A 19,590-nucleotide genomic window follows, 5' to 3' on the forward strand; every position below is an offset into this window, starting at 1 on the left:
GGTATGCAACAACGGCCCTTCATTTGGGGGCCCCGATTCATGCGCGCTGCGGCCGCAATACTCATTACTTTGCTGCTCGCCGGCTGTGCCGGCAACGAAGCACCGGTCCAGCAGCCGTCGATGTATGCCGATATGGCGGTCCCGGGCGCCAAGCTCGACGCGCCGGCGGCCGCGGTGATGATCTCGCAATACCGCCAGAACAATGGGCTCGGCACCGTCGTGATCGACCCCGACTTGATGCGGCTCGCCGAATCCCAGTCCCAGGCGATGGCGGCGGCCAACAAGATGGACCATGACGTTCGCGCGCCCCTGGCCAAGCGCCTCAGTGCCGGCGGCTATCCGGCCAGCGTGGCGGTCGAGAACGTCTCGGCCGGCTATCATACGTTGGCGGAAGCGTTTTCCGGCTGGCGCGACTCGCCCCCGCACCGGGCGAACATGCTCAAGAGCGGTGTCACAAAATTGGGCATCGCGGCGGGCTATGCTCCAGGCACCAAATACAAGGTGTTCTGGACCATGATCCTGGCCTCGACGGATCCCCGATAAGCCAGACTTGATCCCGGGATGCATTGACGCCGCGGCGAACTGTCGCCACGGTCGCTCGCCATCTGCTATTGTTCCCGCATGACAGATCATACCAGCCCGGAAACCGCCAGCGTCCCCGCAAATGCGCAACGTGTCCTGGTGTTGCAGGGCGGCGGTGCGCTCGGCTCCTATCAGGCCGGCGCCTATCAGGCGCTGTGCGGCTATGGCTTCGAGCCCGAATGGGTCGCCGGCATCTCCATCGGGGCGGTCAACGCCGCCATCATCGCCGGCAATGAGGGCCACACCCGCGTCAAGCGGATGAAGGAATTCTGGGAGATGGTCTCGGCGCCGGTGCCGTGGAAGCCGATCGGCAAGAGCGACCACAGTCGCGAGCTGTTCAACTCCACCAGCGCCGCGCTGATCGCGACCTTCGGCGTCCCCGGCTTCTTCGTCCCGCGCGTGCCGCCCGCGCCGATGTGGCCGCCGGGCCATCCCGAGGCGGAAAGCTACTACGACACGTCGCCCCTGAAGAAGACGCTGGAGCGTCTGGTCGATTTCGACCGCATCAACGACCTCAAGACGCGCTTCTCCGTCGGCGCCGTCGGCGTCACCTCCGGCAACTTCAAATATTTCGACAATTACGAGTTCAAGAAACTCGGCAAGAAGATCGGTCCCGAGCACATCATGGCCTCCGGCGCGCTGCCGCCGGGCTTTCCGTCCGTCGTCATCGACGGCGAGCATTACTGGGACGGCGGCATCGCCTCCAACACGCCGCTCGACTACGTGCTCGATGCCGAGGTGGCTCGCGACATGCTGATCTTCCAGGTGGATCTGTTCAGCGCCCGCGGCGACCTGCCGAATTCGCTGTTAGAGGCCACCGAGCGCGAGAAGGACATCCGCTTCTCCAGCCGCACGCGGATGAACACCGACAAGAACAAGCAGATCCACAACGCCCGCAGGGCGGTGCGCGACCTGATTTCCAAATTGCCCGATTATCTCAAGAACGACCCTTCCGTCGAATTCCTTGCGAAGGCATCTCGTGAGAGCACGGTCACCGTGGTGCACCTGATCTACCGCAGCAAGAACTACGAATCCTCGTCCAAGGACTATGATTTCTCGCACGTGGCCATGGTCGAGCATTGGGAAGCCGGCGTGCGCGACGTGCATCTGTCGATGCGCCACAAGGACAGGCTCGATCAGCCGCAATCCGGCGAGACCATGGTGACCTACGATCTCACGGGGGACGTCTCCGCGCCCCCGGCAAAAAGGAGCGAATAGAATGGGTAGTCTGTCAGGCAAGAACGCCGTCGTGACCGGATCGACCAGCGGTATCGGGCTCGCCTATGCGCGTGCCTTCGCGGCGGCCGGTGCCAACGTCGTCATCAACGGCTTCGGCTCGGCCGAGGACATCGAGAAGGAACGTGCGAAGATCGAGGCGGACTTCGGCGTGAAGGCGATCTACTCGCCCGCCGACATGACCAAGCCGGCCGAGATCGCCGGGATGATCGCGCTCGGCGAGAAGACCTTCGGCTCGGTCGACGTCCTCGTCAACAATGCCGGCATCCAGTTCGTCTCGCCGATCGAGGAATTCCCGCCGGAGAAATGGGACCAGATCATCGCGATCAACCTGTCCTCGGCTTTCCATGCCATTCGTGCCGCGGTGCCCGGCATGAAGAAGAAGGGCTGGGGCCGCATCATCAACACGGCGTCGGCGCACTCGCTGGTCGCCTCGCCCTTCAAGTCGGCCTACGTCTCGGCCAAGCACGGCATCGCCGGTCTCACCAAGACCGTGGCGCTGGAAGTCGCGACCCACAAGATCACCTGCAACTGCATCAGCCCCGGCTATGTCTGGACGCCGCTGGTCGAGAAGCAGATCCCCGACACGATGAAGGCGCGCAATCTCACGCGTGAGCAGGTCATCAACGACGTGCTGCTCGACGCCCAGCCGACCAAGGAGTTCGTCACCTCCGAGCAGGTCGCCGCACTGGCGCTGTTCCTGTGCAGCGACGATGCCGCGCAGATCACCGGCACCAACCTCTCGATCGACGGCGGCTGGACGGCGGAGTAGGCACTCGATGCCGCAGGGTGGGCAAAGGCGCGTCAGCGCCGTGCCCACCATCCTTCTCGGATTGACGAAAGGCGGTGGGCACGCTTGGCTTTGCCCGCCCTACGAGTTCTCGGACGACGTTTCCGTTCAGTGCGTCCAGGCCAGCGCCGTCACGAACGCGGATGACAGGTTCAGCTCCGCAAACATGATCTTGCCGGCGACCACGAACAGCACGCTGGCAAGCGTCAGGCGCAGCACCGTCTCGGGGACGCGCGTCGCGCTGAAGCTACCGACGATGATGCCGGGCAGCGAGCCCAGCAGCAGCACCCCCATCAGCCCCCAATCGACGTCACCAAGCGCCCAATGTCCGATGCCCGCGACCAGCGTCAGCGGCACCGCATGGGCGATGTCGGAGCCGACGATGGTCGCCATCGGCAGGCGCGGGTAGAGCAGCAGCAGCACGGTCACGCCGACCGCGCCGGCGCCGACGGACGAAATCGACACCAGCACACCGAGCACGATTCCCGTGACCACGGTCGCAATCGCCGTGGTGCGCTCGTCGACGCGCTCCCGCTTCCTGCGGTAGCGTTCCATGATCGCCTTGCGGAAGATCAGGGACGTTGCGGTCAGCAGCAGGGCGAAGCACAGCACCAGATTGACGAGGCTGCGCTCGGCATCGCTTCTGAGATCGAGCTGCCACAGCACGAGCAGCGTCAGGGCGCTTGCCGGAAGGCTGCCGCAGGCGAGCCGCAGCACCGCCGGCCAGTGCACGCTGCGCGACCAGCCATGCACCACGCTGCCGCCGGTCTTGGTGGCGGCGGCATAGAGCAGGTCGGTGCCGACAGCGGTGGACGGATGGACGCCGAACAGCAGGATCAGCAGCGGTGTCATCAACGAGCCGCCACCCACGCCGGTCATCCCGACAAGCAGGCCGACGCCAAAACCCGAGGCGACGTAAAGCGGATCAATCATGGTCTGGGGAATCTTAGGTTTATCTCGTCAGTTGGGCAATATGACGTAGAATAAATTTTCCCTGGGAGGCAACCTCTTGGACCAAATAAGAAAAATCATGCTACCGGCCGGCGAACGGCAGTCGTTTCGCCTCGTTTCCGAGCCTGTCACGCAATAGGCGTTCCCCAAGGGGCAGGGCAGGCGAGCGGTTATTTTCCAAACGCCAGAACGTGCAGGCCGAGGCGCTGCCGCACGATCCAGAACAGCAGCACCGTCTCGAAGCTGAGCGAGATCGAGGTCGCGGCCGCGGCGCCATGGCCGCCGAAGCGCGGCACCAGCGCGACGCAGAGCACGACGTTCATCACGAAGGCCAGCGCATAGGCCAGCGCGCAGATCTTCTGCTGGCCGAGCATGTTGAGCAGCCGCTCCACCGGGCCGATGGCGGCGCGCACGACCAGCCCGATCGCGGCGACGAACATGATGTCGTAGCCGACCGTGAACTGCGGCCCGAACAGCCAGAGCAGCGGCTTGCCGAACGCGAGCAGCACGATGGTCGCCGCCAGCGACGGCCAGAACGTCCAGTTGATGGCGTGTGCGACATAGGCCGACAGGCGCGCCTTGTCGCCGCTAGCGTTGTATTCGGCGAAGCGGTGCGCGGTCGTCGCCGACATCGCGTAGTGGATGAACGAGACCAGCGCCAGCGTCTTCACCACCGCGAAGTAGACGCCGACCTCGTCGGAGGGGCGGAACTGCTGAAGCACCAGCACGTCGGTGTAGGACAGCAGCAGATAGAAGCTCTCCACCAGCAGGATCGGCAGCGAGACGGCGAGCCAGCCGCCGATGTCATAGGCCTTCGGCCCGGGCTCGATATGGCCGGCGAGCTTGCGGTTCAGCACCACCATCTGCCCGGTCATCGCGATCCACACCGCACCTAGGCTCGCGACCATCGCGGCGACCGCGCCGATATGATAGCCGAGCAGGAAGGCGCAAGCCGTGATGCCGATGATCAGCGCCTGGCGGATGATGAATTGCGGCATCAGGCCGAGCTGCATCCAGTCATGCGAGCGGGCGATGCCGTCCTGGGTGTTGGCGACGACGAAGGCGGGCAGCGTCATGCAGCCGATATAGAGCGGCAGCGCCTCGGCCGGATCGATCCATGGCGACAGCAGCTTGACGACGCCGGCGAGGCCGAGCGACACCAGCGTGGAGGCGGCAAAGGTCAGCCAGCGGCTGCCGGAGAGAAAGCCGCGCAGCAGCGCGTGCTCGCCGCCGGTGCGATACTCCGGAATGATCTTCTGTGCGGAGGCCGAGATGCCGAAATCCATCATGCTGCCGAGCAGCAGCACCCAGGTCCAGACATAGACGTAGATGCCGTAGTCGGACGTGCCCATCCAGCGCGCGAGCAGAACCTGCGAAAAATAGGCAAGGCCCGCGCTGATGACGCGGATGATGAAGATGGTGCCGGCCAGCCGCCGCGTCAGCGACGCTTCGCTCGATCCGCCCGAGAGCCTAGCCCGCAGCCGCGCGATCAGCCCGGCCGGTCCGCCCGCTGCAGGTTCTGCATCCATCACGGCCAATTCGAAAATCCCCAGGGCGTTCCGCATGCCGCGGCAGCCTTGCTGCAGCAGCCTTGGGAATTAGCAACCATTCGTTAAGATTCGGTTGGGTGCTTTCCGTCGTCGTCCTGGCGAAAGCCAGGACCCATTACCCCAGGGAGAAGTTTGGCGAAGGCCCGGGGTTAGCAGCTTCGCGTCACGACTGCTCCCAGGGGTAATGGGTCCTGGATCGGCGCTCCGCTTCGCTACGCTTGTCCAGGACGACCATCACTCCAAATTCGTGTTGAACTCGTACGACTTCTCCGGCCCGACCAGCGTGAACTTCAGCGCCGCCCCGTCGGGCTTGGCGCCCGGCGGCAGCCCGTCGAGCTCGAAGGAGAAGCGCTTCACGCCGGGCGGGCTGGGCTCGACCGGCGCGGGAATCGGCAGCGACCAATCCGGCGTCGGCCCTTCGACGAACAGATTGACCTTGCGCGCATCCGCCGGCGCGACGACGTCGACCACCACGTTCTTGGGCCCGTCGCGCTTGACGTCGCGGATCGTCAGCGGATTGGGATCGCCGATATTGGCGGGCTTCGGCACGGTGTCGAGCGCTGCACGCAGGTTGGCGTCCTCGGTCGAGGCGACGCTGTTGAAGCCGAGCTCGGCGCTGGCCTCGACGGGAATGCAGAGCTTTTCGCACACCGCGTAGTTGATCTCGGCGCGCAAGGTCACCGGCTTGTCGGCGGCCTTGGCGACGATGCGCAAGGGCAGCACGATCTGGTCGTGATAGCCGATCGAATGGCCGCCCGCGCCGTCGTCGAACTTCAGCGGCGCCGGCCACATGATCGTCACAGCCTCGACATTCTCCGATTTCGAGAAGTCGAACCGCGGCGGTACGCCGGAATCCCCGGGCGTACGCCAGTACGTCTTCCAGCCCGGCTGGAGCTGGAAGGCAATACCGCCGAGCAGCACGGCGCCGCTGCGTGATCCCGCCAATAGGCGCACCGCGGAATGTCCGTCGCGCTGCCAGGGCGAGGCGTCGTCGGCGCGGGCTGCGAGGGCCAGTGACGACGCAAGCAGGGTTGTCGCGACGCCGATCGCCGCACGCAGGGGAACTCTTGTGAGCATGGTACGTCTTTACAGGGGCAACCCGGGTCAAACCATTGAATTGCTTGTGATGGATGCACTCGAATCAGGTCTCTGCAAGCCTTGATTTGACAGCGGCCGGGCCCAACATCAGGATAGGAATTGAAACCGGAGTGCTTCACCGATGGCTCCCACAGGCAAGAGGACGGGCGAAAGCACCCGCAGCACGGGCCCCGCGCCCCCCAGTTCGGCCGGCTACCTCGACGGCCGCCTCCTGATCGCCATGCCCGTGATGGGCGATGCGCGCTTCGAGCGCTCGGTGATCTATCTCTGCGCCCATTCGGCCGAAGGCGCGATGGGCATCATCGTCAACCATCCCGCCGGCAGCATCGACTTCCCCGAGCTGTTGGAGCAGCTCGGCATCATCAGGAAGGGCGAGCACATCAAGCTGCCGGAGAACGCCGAAAGCATGAAGGTGCTGCGCGGCGGCCCGGTCGATACCGGGCGCGGCTTCGTGCTGCATTCCAGCGATTTCTACATCGAGAACGCGACGCTCCGGATCGACGACGGCGTCTGCCTCACCGCAACCGTCGATATCCTGCGCGCGATCGCCAACGGCTCCGGCCCCAAGCACGCCATCCTCGCGCTCGGCTATGCCGGCTGGGCGCCGGGCCAGCTCGAGACCGAGATCCAGAGCAACGGCTGGCTGCATTGCGATGCGGATGCGGACCTGATCTTCGGCGACGACGTCGACGAAAAATACGGCCGCGCGCTCCGCAAGATCGGCATCGATCCCGGCATGCTCTCGAACGAGGCAGGGCACGCGTAGCTGGTGTGCCGTCGTCGGCTGTCGTGCCTCAGCCTCCGCTGTCATGCCCCGGCTTGACCGGGGCATCCAGTACGCCGCAGCTTCTCGATTCTATCACTGCTGCCTCTGGAATACTGGATCGCCCGGTCAAGCCGGGCGACGACACCGATTGCTGAGTAGCGCCTACTCCGCCGCTTGCTGCTGCACCGTCGGCTCCGTCCCCGCCACCGTCGCGCGGCGCATGTCGCGGGGCTGGGACTGGTCGTAGCGGCGGACGCGGTGCATGGTCTGGCGGTTGTCCCACATCACGAGGTCATGCAGCTTCCATTTGTGGACGTAGACGAATTCGGCCTGCGTCGCGTGCTCGTTGAGATCGCGCAACAGCAGCCGCCCCTCCGGCACGCTCATGCTGACGATCTTGCCGGCATGCGACGAGAGATACAGCGACTTGCGGCGGTGGACCGGATGGGTGCGCACGAGGCGTTGCAGCACCGGCTTGAACATCTGCTTCTCTTCGTCGGTGTACTCGGTGAAGCCGAGCGAGCCGCGCGAATACATCAGCGAGTGCTCGCAGACGAGGTCCTCGATTTCGGCCTTGGTCTCGTCGTCGAGCGCGTCATAGGCGGCGCGCATGTCCGCGAATTCGGTGTTGCCGCCCGTCGGGTTCACCACGCGCGCCGACAGCAGCGAGAATTTTGCGGGAATGGGACGGAACGAGCTGTCGGAGTGCCAGAGGCAGTTGCCGAGATTGAACAGGTGCGTGCGGCTGTCCTTGGCCAGCGGCTTGCCGTCCTTGCCGAGATTGGAGACGTCGTTCAGGCCGGATTGCAGCCGGTAGTCCTTCTCCTTGGTGACCGTGCCGCCGCGCGCGTCCTCGCGCTGGCCGAAGTTCAGCGCGAAAGCCATCTGCTGCTCGTCGGTGATGTCCTGGTCGTGGAAAACGAGCACCGCGTATTTGTCCATGGCGGACTCGACCTCGCGGGCCTCGCCCGGCGTGAGCGGCTTTCGCAAATCGAGGCCGGAAACCTCGCCGACAAAATGCGTCTGAAGCTGCCGGATGGCGATCGTCATGGCGTTTTCTCCCGCGGACCGCGAGCGGTTGCTCCCGCTCTGTTGACAAAAAAGCTACTCCGGCAACCGCAGATGTCAACGCTTGCTCAGCATACCTCTTACGCGTTGCGCGCCATCAGGCCGCCGTCGACCGGGATCACCGCGCCGGTCAGGAACGACGCGGCCGGCAGGCACAGGCTCAGCGTCATGTGCGCGACCTCCTCGGGATCGCCGTAGCGGCCGAGTGCCGTCCGACGCTTGGCGTAGATGGTCTTGTGCTCTTCCGAGATACGGTCGGTGATCGCGGTGCGGATCGGGCCCGGGCAGATGCAGTTGACGGTGATGCCTTCGCGGCCGAGTTCGACCGCGAGCGAGCGGGTCAGGCTCGCCACGCCGCCCTTCGCCGCCGAATAGGGACTGTGCAGCGCGGTGGCGCCGAGCGCCTCGGTCGAGGCAATGTTGACGATGCGCGGGCTCTTCGATTTGCGCAAGTGAGGCAGCGCGGCGCGGATGATGCGCGGATGCGCCGTCAGCATCACGGCGATGCCCCTGGCCCAGGCATCTTCGTACGTCTCGTCATCGATCGCGACACGCACGGAGATGCCGGCATTGTTGACGACGATGTCGAGCCCGCCGAAATGCGCTGCAACGTCATGGACCACGCGCTTGATCTCGCCGCCGTCGGCGACATCGAGCTTCCAGGCCTTCGCCGACCCGCCGCTCGCTGCGATCTCCTTCGCGACGGCTATCGCGCCTTGCTCGTCATAATCGGTCACCGCGACGTTCGCACCCTCGATGGCGAACACGCGCGCCGTCGCGCGCCCCATGCCGCTGGCCGCGCCGGTCACGAGAACGGTCAGGCCCTTCACGGACCGGCTCAGCTGTTTGAATTCGGACATGCTGTTTCCTCGCGTCCTTCTGTTTCTTGTTATGAGATTGACAAGGCTGGCATCGATCCGCAGACAGGTCAAACAAGCAAAATAAAAGGGGAGGTCGCGATGGCGAACGAGCTGGATTTTTCGGGCAAGCAGGTGCTGGTCGTCGGCGGTTCCAGCGGCATCGGCAACGGCATCGCGCAAGCCTTTCGCACCAGGGGTGCTGCTGTTGCGGTTTGCGGCACGCGTGCTCACGCAACGGAATATTCGGCTGAGGAAGGCTCCGATCTCACCGGCCTTGCTTACGCGCAGCTCGACGTCAGCAATCCCGCTGCGATCGAAGCCTTCAAGCCGTCCTTCGATCGTCTCGACATCCTCGTGCTTGCGCAAGGCGCTGTGATCTATCGCCGGGGCGAGTTCGAGATGACCGGTTTCCGCAAGGTCGTCGAGGTCAATTTGATGAGCCTGATGGCGTGCGCGACGCGGTTTCATTCCATGTTGCGGGATGCGAAGGGCGCGCTGATCATGGTGTCCTCGACCGCGGCCTATCATTCCACCATGGGCAATCCCGCCTACAACGCCTCGAAGACCGGTGCGGTCGGATTGACGCGCACGCTAGGGGAGGCCTGGGCCGAGGACGGCATTCGCGTCAACGGTATCGCGCCCGGCCTCGTCGATACCAAAATGACGAAGGTCACGACCGACAATCCCAAGCGGCTCGAAGGTGCCTTGTCGCGCATTCCCCTGCGGCGATTGGGCACGCCGGCTGACATGGCGGGCGCGGCGCTGTTTCTGGCATCGCCGCTGTCGTCCTACATCATCGGCCAGACGCTGGTCGTCGATGGCGGACTCATTCTCTAGGCGATTGCTCTAGGCGATTGGAACTGCGCTGCGCCTGATCGGTTACTCCGGCTGACCCCCGAGGAGGAGCACATGGACAAGGATCGAATTGTTGGATCGGCCAAGGAATTCGCTGGCCGCGCGGAAGGCGCAGTCGGAGATCTGGCGGGCGATGCGCAGACACAGGCGTCGGGCAAGGCGCGCGAGGCTGCCGGCACCGTGCAGAATCTCTACGGCCAGGCCAAGGACGCCGTGCGTGAGGCCAGCGAGACCGCGGCCGGCTACGCCAAGGATGCCTACGACAACAGCGGCGAGACCTTCCGCGATGGTTCGCAGGCGATTGCCAGGAAGGTGCAGGACAATCCGCTCGGCGCACTGCTCGTCGCTGGCGGCATCGGCTTCGCGCTCGCGCTGCTGATGTCACGGCCGGCACGCCGCCCGCCGCCGCGCTGGCGCTATTACGGCTGAGCCACCCCGCCTCGTCATTCCGGGCTCGCGCTTCGCGCGCCCGGAATCGCATTACATCAGAAATCCAGCTACCGGATCACTTCCGCCGATCGGCCGACATTGCCCGGCGGACGCGGGATCGCGGGGTTTTGAGCCGGATTGCGCGGCCCTGGTGCCGGCGCCAGCTGACGCGGTGCCTGCTGCGGCGAGCCGAAGCCGAAGAAATCACGGAACGACGGCGTCGCCTGGGCCGGCTGCTGCACCACCGGCGGTTTCTTCGGTGCGAGCTTTGGCGGCGCGATCGCAGCAGCCGCCGCGCCCGCCGCGCCCGGCGCGCCGGGAGCCGCAGCGCCGCCGTCGGGCGTCGTCGCGGCCATCGGCGTATCGCCCTTGGCCTGCTCGCGGCCGACTTCGCGGCGCGGCCAGGCATAATCGTCGGCACGGCCTGCGGGGGCCGTCAGCGGCTCGCCTTTCACCATCGTCTTGGCAGCGAGCGCATCGACGGCAGCGGGACGCGAGCCCGGGCCGCCCAGCAATTGATCGGTCGAGATCGAGGCCGCGACTAGCGGCACGATCGGGCCGGCGAGCGGGCGCGGCGCGGGCTTGCCGGGCTCGACGCTGGTGTCGGGCGTCGCCGGCTCGCTCGGCAGCGCGATCGGGCCGGAGCGGCCTGCGAGCAGGCGCGTGATCTCGCGCTCGACATAGTGCGCCAGCTTGCGCGCGCCGGGCTTGGTGAAAAAGACGCCGTCATAGGTGCGGAGCTGACGGATCTGGCCCTCGAAGTCCGGACCCTTCTGGAGGAAGCGGCCGGCTTCGTCGACGAAGCCGTCCCAGACATCGACATAGGTGATGCCGGCCTTGGCCGCGCCCTCGCGATAGAGCGAATCCAGGAACAGCATGTCCGCCGTGCCCTTGGGGCCGCGGATCGCGGGCAGGCCGACCCAGAGCACCGGCACGCCCTTGGCCTTCAGGACGTTGGCCAGCTCCTCGATCTTCTTGGCGTAGAGCTCGACCCAGCGGTCGTCGCGGAATTCGTAGAGGCCGTTCGGGTTGCGTGCGGTCTTCTCGGGAGCAGCGACCTGCGGCGCGTCGGCGTTGTCGGCGTCATCCTGCGGCAGGTCGGCATCGGCCGGCTTGTCGTCCGGCTTCGCCGCGATATCGGGCTTGGCGTCGCCGGGTTTCGCGTCAGGCTTTCCTTGCGGCTTGGCGCGCGCGCCCTTGTCGTTCTTCTTGTCCTTGTCCGAAGCCTTGTCGGATTTCTCAGTCACCGGCTCGCGGATCGAGATACGATCGTTGAGGCCGAGCATGACGACGATGACGTCAGGCTTCTCGGTCTCGAGGATGCCCTTGGCTGCCGCCGCCCAGTCCGAGGGTTCGCCCTTCGGCTGGTACTTGATCAGGCCGGACGTGGTCTTGTGCTTGCGGATCACGCCCATGTCGGGCTGCTCGCTGTAGGCGTCTTCCAGGCCGTAGGCGAGCCAGTCCGCCATGGCGTCGCCGATCACCAGCACGTTCTTGTCGGGAATGGTGTCACGCTTGCTAGGTGCCGGCGCGCGCGAGAAATCCTGGCGCGGCGCCTGCGGCTGTTGCTGCTGGAACGGTGCGAAGAAGTCGCCGCCGAACCAGCCGCCACCACCGCCGCCTTGGCGCGGCGGCGGGGCCGAACGTTGCGGCGGGCCGCCGAAGCCGGGGAAGTTGAAGAATTGCGCCGAGGCGGGTCCTGCGACCGATACCAGAATCGCAAGCGCCGTCCCCAGCGCGATCAGCGGGCCGGTCTCGGTCAGCGCCTTGAACAGGGACTTCTTCGACATGCGATCTCGGGCACCCGCAACGGGTCTGGAAGTGGCTCGATATAATAGCGGAATCAGGCGCCAAACGGGCAGATTCTCTCGCAGATTCTTTGGCCATACACCGGGGAACCGCCGCCCCCGTCAAGGCCGGCACGCAAAATCCCTGTTCAGGGTTACTTTCGGCGCGATTTCACCGTCCGCGCAGCCGTTCCAGCACGTCGGAGGACGCAAAACCGTCCGCGGGGACCCCGATCGAGGCCTGGAAGTTGCGCAAGGCCTCCCGGGTCTGGCCGCCGAACTGGCCGTCCGGGGTGCCCTTGTAGAAGCCGCGCTGGGCCAGCAATTGCTGGAGTTCCAGCCGTTCCGTGCGGGCCAGCTCCCGTTCCTGCCGCGGCCAGGGCTGCACGAAGGGCTGCCCCCCACGCAGGCGGTCGGCGAAATGGCCGATCGCCAGCGCATAGGCCTCGGCCGGGTTGTACTTCATGATGACCCGGTAGTTCTGAAGCATCAGGAAGCCCGGCCCCTGCGCGCCCGCCGGCGCCAGCAGATAGGCTTTCTCCGCCGGATGCGGGAACGGCTGGGCCGTCGGGCGCTTGAGGCCGAGCTTTTCCCACTGCGCGATCGTCATCGCCTTGGCGCGGTCGGCCAGCATGTAGTTGAATCCCTGGGGCACCACGACCTCGAAGCCCCAGGTCTGGCCGGCCTGCCAGCCGTCCTTCTTCAGGTTGTTGGCGGTGGAGGCGATCAGGTCGGTGGGATTGTCGACGACGTCGCGCCGTCCGTCGCCATCGCCGTCCACGGCAAAGCGCTTGAACGCGGTCGGCATGAACTGGGTCGGGCCGAAGGCGCCGGCCCAGGAGCCGCGCATCTGCTCGGGCCTGAGATCGCCGCGATTGAGGATCTCCAGTGCGGAGAGGAATTCGTCCTTGAAATAAGCCTGGCGGCGGCCGATGCAGGCGAGCGTCGCGGTCGATTGCAGCACGCTGCGGTCGCCCATCTGCGTCGAGTAATTGGACTCGATGCCCCAGATCGAGGCGATGATGTAGCGATCGACGCCAGTGGCCTTTTCGGTGGCGTCGAACTGCGCCTTGTATTTGGCGAGCACCTCGCGGCCCTTGGCGAGGCGGTTGTCGTTCACGAGAATGTCGAGATAGTCCCAGATCGACTTGGTGAACTCCGGTTGCGAGTCCATCAGGTCCATGATGCGCAGGTCGGGCGCGAGCCCTGCGGTGAAGCGCTGAAAATTTTCCTCGGTGATGCCGCGCCGTGCGGCATCGGGCCACATCCCTGCAACGCAATTGTTGAAATTGGAGGCGGCCTCGCGGATCGCGGCCGCCGTCATCAGCGGATGGCCGGAAGCGCCGTCCTCGCCGCTCCAGGGTTGCGCGCCGCCGGGACCTGGCGGGGCTTGCGAGGGAGCAGGGTTCGAGCCGGAGAAAATACCGCCGAACAGGTTCGACAGGCCGTTCTGCGCCTGTGCCTGCGCGCAAGCCGGCAGCAGCAAGGCAGCCGCAACCAACGCCACGCTGGTCACGGATCCAGCACGTTTTGCCAGTCCTGCCACTGATTGCATCATGTCCCACCTGTCAGGCCAAAAATCCGCCATCAGGAGGCCCGGTTGCGGTTGCCAATAGCTTAACAAAGATGAAATTTTGGTGTCGGCCTTTTTCTCAACTCTGTAACGGCGAGGCCCCACATCCGCCTTTGTTAGCGGCTGCAAACAAGCTAGCAAGATCACATTGCTCCGTTCACGTCCTCAGGTATTCGATCGATCCCATGAAAATCCGCAAAGCCGTATTCCCCGTCGCCGGCCTCGGCACCCGCGTCCTGCCCGCCACCAAGGCGATGCCAAAGGAAATGCTGACCATCGTCGATAAGCCGCTGATCCAGTACGTCTATGACGAGGCGAGGGAAGCCGGCATCGAGCACTTCATCTTCGTCACCGGCCGCAACAAGAATGTCATCGAAGATCATTTCGACAAGATGTTCGAGCTCGACGCGACGCTGGCTGCGCGCGGCAAGAAGGCCGAGCAGGAGATCCTGGCGCAGAACCAGCCGGATGCCGGCGCCGTCAGCTTCACCCGCCAGCAGGCGCCGCTCGGTCTCGGCCACGCGGTCTGGTGCGCCCGCGACATCGTCGGCAACGAGCCGTTCGCGGTCGTGCTGCCGGACGAGCTCGTGCTCAACACGCCCGGCTGCCTGAAGCAGATGATCGAAACCGCGTCCTCGCTCGGCGACAAATCCAACCTGATCGCGGTCGAGGCGGTGCCCGACCATCTCACCCATCAATACGGCATCTGCGGCGTCGGCAAGCGCACCGGCAAGATGTTCGAGGTCGACGGCATGGTCGAGAAGCCGGCCAAGGGCACCGCGCCCTCCAACCTTTCCATCACCGGCCGCTACATCCTCCAGCCGGAGATCTTCAAGATCCTGGAGACCCAGGAGCGCGGCGCCGGCGGCGAGATCCAGCTCACCGACGCCATGATCGGCCTCGCCAGGTCGCAGAAATTCTACGGCGTCGAGTTCGAGGGCGAGCGCCATGATTGCGGCTCCAAGCCCGGCTTCCTCCGCGCCAACATCGCCTACGGCCTGAAGCGCCCCGAACTGCGCGACGGGTTGATCGCGGAGATGAAGAAGTATCTGGGGCAGTGACATCGAAGGCGGACGCCTTCGATGTCATCCCGGGATGGTCCGAAGGACCAGACCTCAGGTGCGCAATTGCGCGCCGAGGGATCTCGAGATTCCGGGTTCGGCTCTTCGAGCCGCCCCGGAATGACAGCCTGGATCACGCCACCAGCGATAGCTTCGGCAAGCTCGCGACCACGGACTGGTTACGCCCGCCCGCCTTCGCGGCATAGAGCGCCTTGTCGGCGGCGGCGACCAGGATCGACCAGTCCATGCCGGCGGCGGGGACGAGACTGGCGATGCCGCAGGAGACCGTCGAGGTCGCCGCATCGTCGGACCAGCCCTGCACCTTGCCGCGGATCGCCTCGGCGATCCCGAATGCCTCGGTGGCGGAGGTGTTCGGCAGCAGCACGGCGAATTCCTCGCCGCCATAGCGCGCGGCGCAGTCGCCGGCGCGGCTCACCGAATCGGAAATGCAGATGGCGATGCCGACCAGCAGCTGGTCGCCGGCCTGGTGGCCGAACGTGTCGTTGTAGGCCTTGAAGTGATCGGCATCGATCATCAGGAGCGCGACCGGCGTCTTCTGGCGCATCGCGCGCCGCCATTCGACATCGATGACAGCATCGAACTTGCGGCGGTTCTTCAGGCCGGTGAGCGCGTCGGTCGTTGCCATCTCCTCGAGCTTGCGCTCGGCCTCGGCGCGTCGGTCGATCTCGCGTGCGAGCACGAGCGTCGATCCCAGCACGAACAGTGCAAGCGCCAGCACCACGGCGCCGATGCGATAAGCTTCCTTCTGCCACAGCGCGAACACGGCGCTCAGCGGCTTGCCGGCCACCACGAACAGCGGACTGGACCCGCCGCTGCGGACATAGAGCCGCGGGGTGGCGTCGACCGGGCCCTTGCCCGCAAAGGAGCCTCCGACCTGGAGGTTTTCCGGTTTCCAGTCCGGTCGCGTGCCGAGGTTCTTGCCAATGACGTCGAGATCGAACGGCCGCCGCATGATGATGGTGCGGTCGCGCCTGAGCACGGTGATGGTGTCTTCAGGGTCGAGGCTCAGGCGCTCGAACAATTCGTGGAAATAGCTGAAGCGGATCGAGCCGGCGACGACGCCAAGGAAGCCGCCGTCGGTGTCGCTGATGCGCCGGCTGAGCACGATGGAATAGGTGCCGCGGAACAGCATCGGCCGGCTGATGAAGAGGCCCGCTTCCGGATTGTCGTGATGAACCCTAAAGTAGTCCTCCTCGCTCCGGCTCTCCGGCAGGGGATCGAGCGTGGAAGCGTCGATGGTCAGCCTGCCCTCGGCATCGAACACCTGGATCGCGCCGAAATGCCGTGCCGTGGTCGCATGGTCGAACAGGATGAGGTGGCGGACCGTCTTGGAGACCGTCGCGAGCTCGGGCAGCAGCATGTTGTTGGCGACCGCCTTCAGCGACAGGTCGTAGATCTCGATGTTGCGACTGACGTCGGACTCGATGGTCGTCGCCAGGTTTTCCAGCGTCTGGCGGGCGAGTGCCTCCTCGCCGCGGCGCATGTCGAGCATGACGTTGACGCAAATGGTGGAAAAGCCGATCACCGTCACGACGGACGAGATGATCAGAAGTTTCGCCGAGATCCGCCACGGCCGGCGGGCCGTGACTTCGCGCCATCCAGACAGCATCGTTTGCTCCCGATCCTAGTGGATGCGCCCGAAAGCTTGAGTAGTGTTTAAGGTAGGACGGCACTGCCGCAATGAGTTAAGAAACGGTTGATGCGGCTCACGGTTTTGGGCAGGCCCGATCGGGCAAATCCGGCTTCGGACGAGAGGACGACGGTGAACGACTACGACGCGTTGCGCGACTATCTGCTGCGGCAGAAGCAGGACGAATTCGTGCTGAGCTTTGAACAGATCGAGGAGATCATCGGCGCGGCCCTGCCGCGTGCGGCGAATCGTGCCTCGTGGTGGGACAGCCTGCGCAGCCCCGACATCCAGATGCCGCAGCGCGAGGCCTGCCTCGCCGCCGGGTTCGTGGCGACACGGATGCCGGACGGCGCGAGCGTCAGGTTCACGAAAAAGAAGAAGAACGACCGGCGGCGGTGAAGCTGCCGACCTCGAGGTTGATGTGGCGCGCGAGTCGCGAGTTCAGCTCGCCGCTTCCAGCCGCACTTCCGTCAGCAGGCGCATCGCCGCATCGGCGTCCATCGGCTCGCCGAAGGCAAAGCCCTGCGCGTATTCGCAGCCCATCTGGTAGAGCTCGACCGCGTCGGAATCGGTCTCGGCGCCTTCGGCGACCACGTCCATGCCGAGGTCGTGCGCGAGCGCGATGATCGACTTCAGGATCACCGGACGGGTGCCGCGGTTGGTGGTGCGCACGAACGACTGGTCGATCTTGATGGTGTCGAACGGGAATCGCTGGAGATAGGCCAGCGAGGAATGGCCGGTGCCGAAATCGTCGAGCGACAGCCCGGTGCCGAGCTCGCGGATCCGCGTCAGCATCTGCGCCGCGTGCTCCGGGTTCTCCATCACCAGCGATTCCGTCAATTCCAGCTTCAGCGTGCCGCGCGCCACCGACGAGCGCGACAGCACGGTGCGGATGTCGTGGATCAGGTCGTGGCGCAGCAATTGCCGCGAGGAGACGTTGACGGAGGCGAAGATCGGCTCGCGCGAGCGCATCGCGCGCTGCCAGATAGAGAGCTGCTTTGCGGTCTGGTCGAGCACGAACATGCCGAGGTCGACGATCAGGCCGGTCTCTTCGGCGATGGTGATGAATTCCGACGGCGCCATGCGCCCGAGCTTGGGGTGGTCCCAGCGCGCCAGCGCCTCGAAGCCGGCGACGGAGCGGTCCTCCAGCCGGACGATCGGCTGGTAGAGGATGGTGAGCTCCTGCCGCTCGATGGCGCGGCGCAGCTCGCTTTCCAGCGTCAGGCGGTCGGTCTTGCGGGCGCGCATCGCCGGCTTGTAGACGTCGATGCGATCGCCGCCGATGCGCTTGGAGTGATACATCGCCAGCTCGGCATCCTTGATGATCTCGTCCGTCAATTGCGTCTGAGGATCGGAAAGTGCGAGCCCGATCGAGGCCGTGAGAAAAATCTCGCGCTCGTTGAAGGCGATCGGCGCGCGGATGGTCTTGCGGATGGTCTCGGCGAAGGCGGTGATGCGGGCGGGATCCTGCTCCGACAGCAGGATCAGGCCGAACTGGTCGCCGGCGAGCCGCGCCAGCGTGTCCTGCGGCTTCAGGATGCGGGTGAGGCGGCGGGCCAGCGTCAGCAGGATGGAATCGCCGACCGCGATGCCGACGGAATCGTTGACCTGCTTGAAGCGGTCGAGGTCGATCACCATCAGCGTCGGCCGCAGCGTCGGCATGGTCTTGGCGAAATGCGCGACCGCACCCAGCCGGTCCATGAACAGCTTGCGGTTGGGCAGGCCGGTGAGGTTGTCATGCACGGAATCGTGCAGCAGGCGCTCCTCGGCATTGCGCAGCTCGGTGACGTCGGTGAGCGTGCCGACCACGCGCGAGACCTCGCCGTCGGAGCCGACCACGGGACGCGCCTTCAGCGCGAACCACATGAAATGACCGTCCGGGGTGCGCAGGCGGAAGTCCTGCACCAGGCGGCCGCGGCGCTGGTCGAGCACGCTGTCGAGCGCGGCGCGGAAACGGTCCTGGTCAAGCGGATGCAGCACTTCCAGCCAGGACGCCGCTGGGCCTTCCAGCGTGCCGCGCTTGAGGCCGAGCAGGGCTTCGGTCTCGGGGCTGGTGAAGACCTTGTCGGCGGAAACGTCCCAGTCCCAGATCAAATCGCCGGAACCGGCGAGCGCCAGTGCGCGCCGCTCGATGTCGGAGACGACGCCGGTGGTGGCGCCGCCGCCGGCGAAGGCGTGCTGCATCACCGTGAAGCCGATCAGCATTACGATCAGGACGAGGCCGCCAAGCAGCGCCGGGCCGACGATGTCGTTGGTGACGGAGCCGGCCACCGTCATGCCGGCCGCGACCACCCAGACCACCAGGAGGAACCAGGTCGGGATCAAGAGCACCGCGCGGTCGAAGCCGTGGGTGGAGAGATAGACGATGAGCGCGAAGCCGGCGAAGGCGATCAGCACCAGCGAGATGCGCGCGATGCCGGAGGCCACCGCCGGGTCGAACAGCGCCAGTGCGACCAGCGAGCCGAGGAAGGCGAGCCAGCCCACCGTGATGTGCGAATAGCGCACATGCCATCGACTGAGGTTGAGATAGGCGAACAGGAACACCAGCAGCGTCGCCGCCAGGATCGCTTCACCCGCCGCGCGCCAGATGCGCTCGGCGTTGTTCGACATGTCGAGCACCTTGCCCCAGAAGCCGAAATCGACGCCGATATAGACCAGCACGGCCCAGGCCAGCGCCGCTGCCGCCGGGAACATGATGCTGCCCTTCACCACGAACAGAATCGTGAGAACGAGCGCCAGCAGCCCCGAAATGCCGATCACGATGCCCTGGTAGAGCGTGAAGGAATTGACCTTGTCCTTGTAGGCTTCCGGCTCCCACAGATAGAGCTGCGGCAGCTTGTCGGTGCGCAGCTCCGCGACGAAGGTGATGACGGCGCCGGGGTCGAGCGTGACGCGGAAGACGTCGGCGGTCGGGCTTTCCTGCCGCTCCGGCCGGTCGCCGGTCGAGGGCGTGATGGTCGCGATGCGCGACAGGCCGAGGTCGGGCCACAGCAGGCCTGACGAGACGATGCGGTAATGCGGAGCGACGATCAGGCGGTCGAGCTGGTCGTCGGTGTTGTTGGCGAGTGCGAACACCACCCAGTTCTGGCCGCCCTCGCGGGCGCGCACCTCGATGCGGCGGACGATGCCGTCGGTGCCGGGCGCGGTCGAGACCTGGATGCGGTCGGCATCGCTGCGTTGATGCTCGAGCACGCCGGTGAGGTCGATCGCGGGCGCGTCACCGCGGACGCTGACGGCGTCGAGCGCGCGCGCCGGAAGCGCGGCGACAAGAATCATGAGGCCCAGCGCGATGGGCGCGAGGCACCTGATCAGACGCAAGGTCAGTTCTCCGCG

The 19,590-nt window shown here is 65.6% G+C and carries 17 protein-coding genes; 8 read left to right on the forward strand and 9 right to left on the reverse strand.

Translation table 11 applies throughout. The annotated features are described in order from the left end of the window. Positions 1-39 precede the first annotated feature (39 nt). From ACE10W_RS04295 to ACE10W_RS04305, 3 genes are all read left to right on the forward strand, one after another. Positions 40-543 carry a CAP domain-containing protein gene (locus ACE10W_RS04295; protein ID WP_038965381.1) on the forward strand — a complete coding sequence of 168 codons (504 nt, stop codon included), beginning with the start codon at positions 40-42 and terminating at the stop codon, positions 541-543. Between the two features lie 78 nt (positions 544-621). Next, on the forward strand, positions 622-1,800 hold the full coding sequence (locus tag ACE10W_RS04300; protein WP_011084303.1) for a patatin-like phospholipase family protein: 1,179 nt from the start codon (positions 622-624) through the stop codon (positions 1,798-1,800). A gap of 1 nt (position 1,801) precedes the next feature. Beyond that, a complete protein-coding gene (locus tag ACE10W_RS04305; RefSeq protein WP_304550851.1) occupies positions 1,802-2,590 on the forward strand; it encodes a 3-hydroxybutyrate dehydrogenase in 789 nt (262 codons plus the stop codon). A 126-nt stretch (positions 2,591-2,716) separates the two neighbouring features. On the opposite strand, the gene ACE10W_RS04310 is transcribed toward ACE10W_RS04305, so the two are convergent. The 3 genes from ACE10W_RS04310 to ACE10W_RS04320 form a co-directional block, all read right to left on the reverse strand. Then, positions 2,717-3,541 carry a sulfite exporter TauE/SafE family protein gene (locus ACE10W_RS04310; protein ID WP_028173468.1) on the reverse strand — a complete coding sequence of 275 codons (825 nt, stop codon included), beginning with the start codon at positions 3,539-3,541 and terminating at the stop codon, positions 2,717-2,719. Between the two features lie 188 nt (positions 3,542-3,729). Further along, positions 3,730-5,097: a flippase gene (locus ACE10W_RS04315; RefSeq protein ID WP_370205844.1), complete on the reverse strand. Its 1,368-nt coding sequence runs from the start codon at positions 5,095-5,097 to the stop codon at positions 3,730-3,732. Positions 5,098-5,343: 246 nt separating this feature from the next. Beyond that, positions 5,344-6,186 carry a protein-disulfide reductase DsbD domain-containing protein gene (locus tag ACE10W_RS04320; RefSeq protein WP_304550852.1) on the reverse strand — a complete coding sequence of 281 codons (843 nt, stop codon included), beginning with the start codon at positions 6,184-6,186 and terminating at the stop codon, positions 5,344-5,346. Between the two features lie 142 nt (positions 6,187-6,328). On the opposite strand from ACE10W_RS04320, the gene ACE10W_RS04325 reads away from it, so the two are divergent. After that, positions 6,329-6,973 (forward strand): YqgE/AlgH family protein, encoded by a 645-nt coding sequence (locus ACE10W_RS04325; RefSeq protein WP_011084308.1) that lies wholly within the window; start codon positions 6,329-6,331, stop codon positions 6,971-6,973. Between the two features lie 162 nt (positions 6,974-7,135). On the opposite strand, the gene ACE10W_RS04330 is transcribed toward ACE10W_RS04325, so the two are convergent. Together ACE10W_RS04330 and ACE10W_RS04335 are read right to left on the reverse strand one after the other, a co-directional pair. Continuing rightward, positions 7,136-8,023 (reverse strand): TauD/TfdA family dioxygenase, encoded by an 888-nt coding sequence (locus ACE10W_RS04330; protein ID WP_304550853.1) that lies wholly within the window; start codon positions 8,021-8,023, stop codon positions 7,136-7,138. A gap of 98 nt (positions 8,024-8,121) precedes the next feature. Further along, positions 8,122-8,901, reverse strand: coding sequence for an SDR family NAD(P)-dependent oxidoreductase (locus ACE10W_RS04335; protein WP_304550854.1), 780 nt, complete (start codon positions 8,899-8,901; stop codon positions 8,122-8,124). A 99-nt stretch (positions 8,902-9,000) separates the two neighbouring features. Here ACE10W_RS04335 and ACE10W_RS04340 point away from each other — a divergent pair, with 99 nt between their 5' ends. Both ACE10W_RS04340 and ACE10W_RS04345 read left to right on the forward strand, forming a co-directional pair. Next, positions 9,001-9,738: an SDR family NAD(P)-dependent oxidoreductase gene (locus ACE10W_RS04340; protein WP_304550855.1), complete on the forward strand. Its 738-nt coding sequence runs from the start codon at positions 9,001-9,003 to the stop codon at positions 9,736-9,738. Positions 9,739-9,810: 72 nt separating this feature from the next. Beyond that, a complete protein-coding gene (locus ACE10W_RS04345; RefSeq protein WP_011084312.1) occupies positions 9,811-10,185 on the forward strand; it encodes a CsbD family protein in 375 nt (124 codons plus the stop codon). Positions 10,186-10,253: 68 nt separating this feature from the next. Here the strand turns inward: ACE10W_RS04345 and ACE10W_RS04350 are convergent, their stop codons facing one another. After that, the gene (locus ACE10W_RS04350) at positions 10,254-11,975 is read right to left on the reverse strand and encodes an SGNH family hydrolase (protein WP_304550856.1); all 1,722 of its coding nucleotides are present in this window, start codon (positions 11,973-11,975) and stop codon (positions 10,254-10,256) included. Between the two features lie 169 nt (positions 11,976-12,144). Further along, on the reverse strand, positions 12,145-13,527 hold the full coding sequence (locus ACE10W_RS04355; RefSeq protein ID WP_370205521.1) for a lytic murein transglycosylase: 1,383 nt from the start codon (positions 13,525-13,527) through the stop codon (positions 12,145-12,147). Positions 13,528-13,730: 203 nt separating this feature from the next. On the opposite strand from ACE10W_RS04355, the gene ACE10W_RS04360 reads away from it, so the two are divergent. Next, positions 13,731-14,606, forward strand: a complete 876-nt coding sequence (locus ACE10W_RS04360) for a UTP--glucose-1-phosphate uridylyltransferase (RefSeq protein WP_304550858.1) — start codon at positions 13,731-13,733, stop codon at positions 14,604-14,606. A gap of 133 nt (positions 14,607-14,739) precedes the next feature. Here the strand turns inward: ACE10W_RS04360 and ACE10W_RS04365 are convergent, their stop codons facing one another. Further along, the gene (locus tag ACE10W_RS04365) at positions 14,740-16,236 is read right to left on the reverse strand and encodes a diguanylate cyclase (RefSeq protein WP_028173459.1); all 1,497 of its coding nucleotides are present in this window, start codon (positions 16,234-16,236) and stop codon (positions 14,740-14,742) included. 153 nt (positions 16,237-16,389) lie between these two features. On the opposite strand from ACE10W_RS04365, the gene ACE10W_RS04370 reads away from it, so the two are divergent. Continuing rightward, positions 16,390-16,656 carry a hypothetical protein gene (locus ACE10W_RS04370; RefSeq protein WP_028173458.1) on the forward strand — a complete coding sequence of 89 codons (267 nt, stop codon included), beginning with the start codon at positions 16,390-16,392 and terminating at the stop codon, positions 16,654-16,656. A 42-nt stretch (positions 16,657-16,698) separates the two neighbouring features. Here the strand turns inward: ACE10W_RS04370 and ACE10W_RS04375 are convergent, their stop codons facing one another. Continuing rightward, positions 16,699-19,575 carry an EAL domain-containing protein gene (locus ACE10W_RS04375; RefSeq protein ID WP_028173457.1) on the reverse strand — a complete coding sequence of 959 codons (2,877 nt, stop codon included), beginning with the start codon at positions 19,573-19,575 and terminating at the stop codon, positions 16,699-16,701. Between the last annotated feature and the right edge of the window lie 15 nt (positions 19,576-19,590).

It is taken from the genome of Bradyrhizobium sp. B025 (assembly GCF_042257955.1).
Classification (GTDB): Bacteria; Pseudomonadota; Alphaproteobacteria; order Rhizobiales; family Xanthobacteraceae; genus Bradyrhizobium; species Bradyrhizobium diazoefficiens.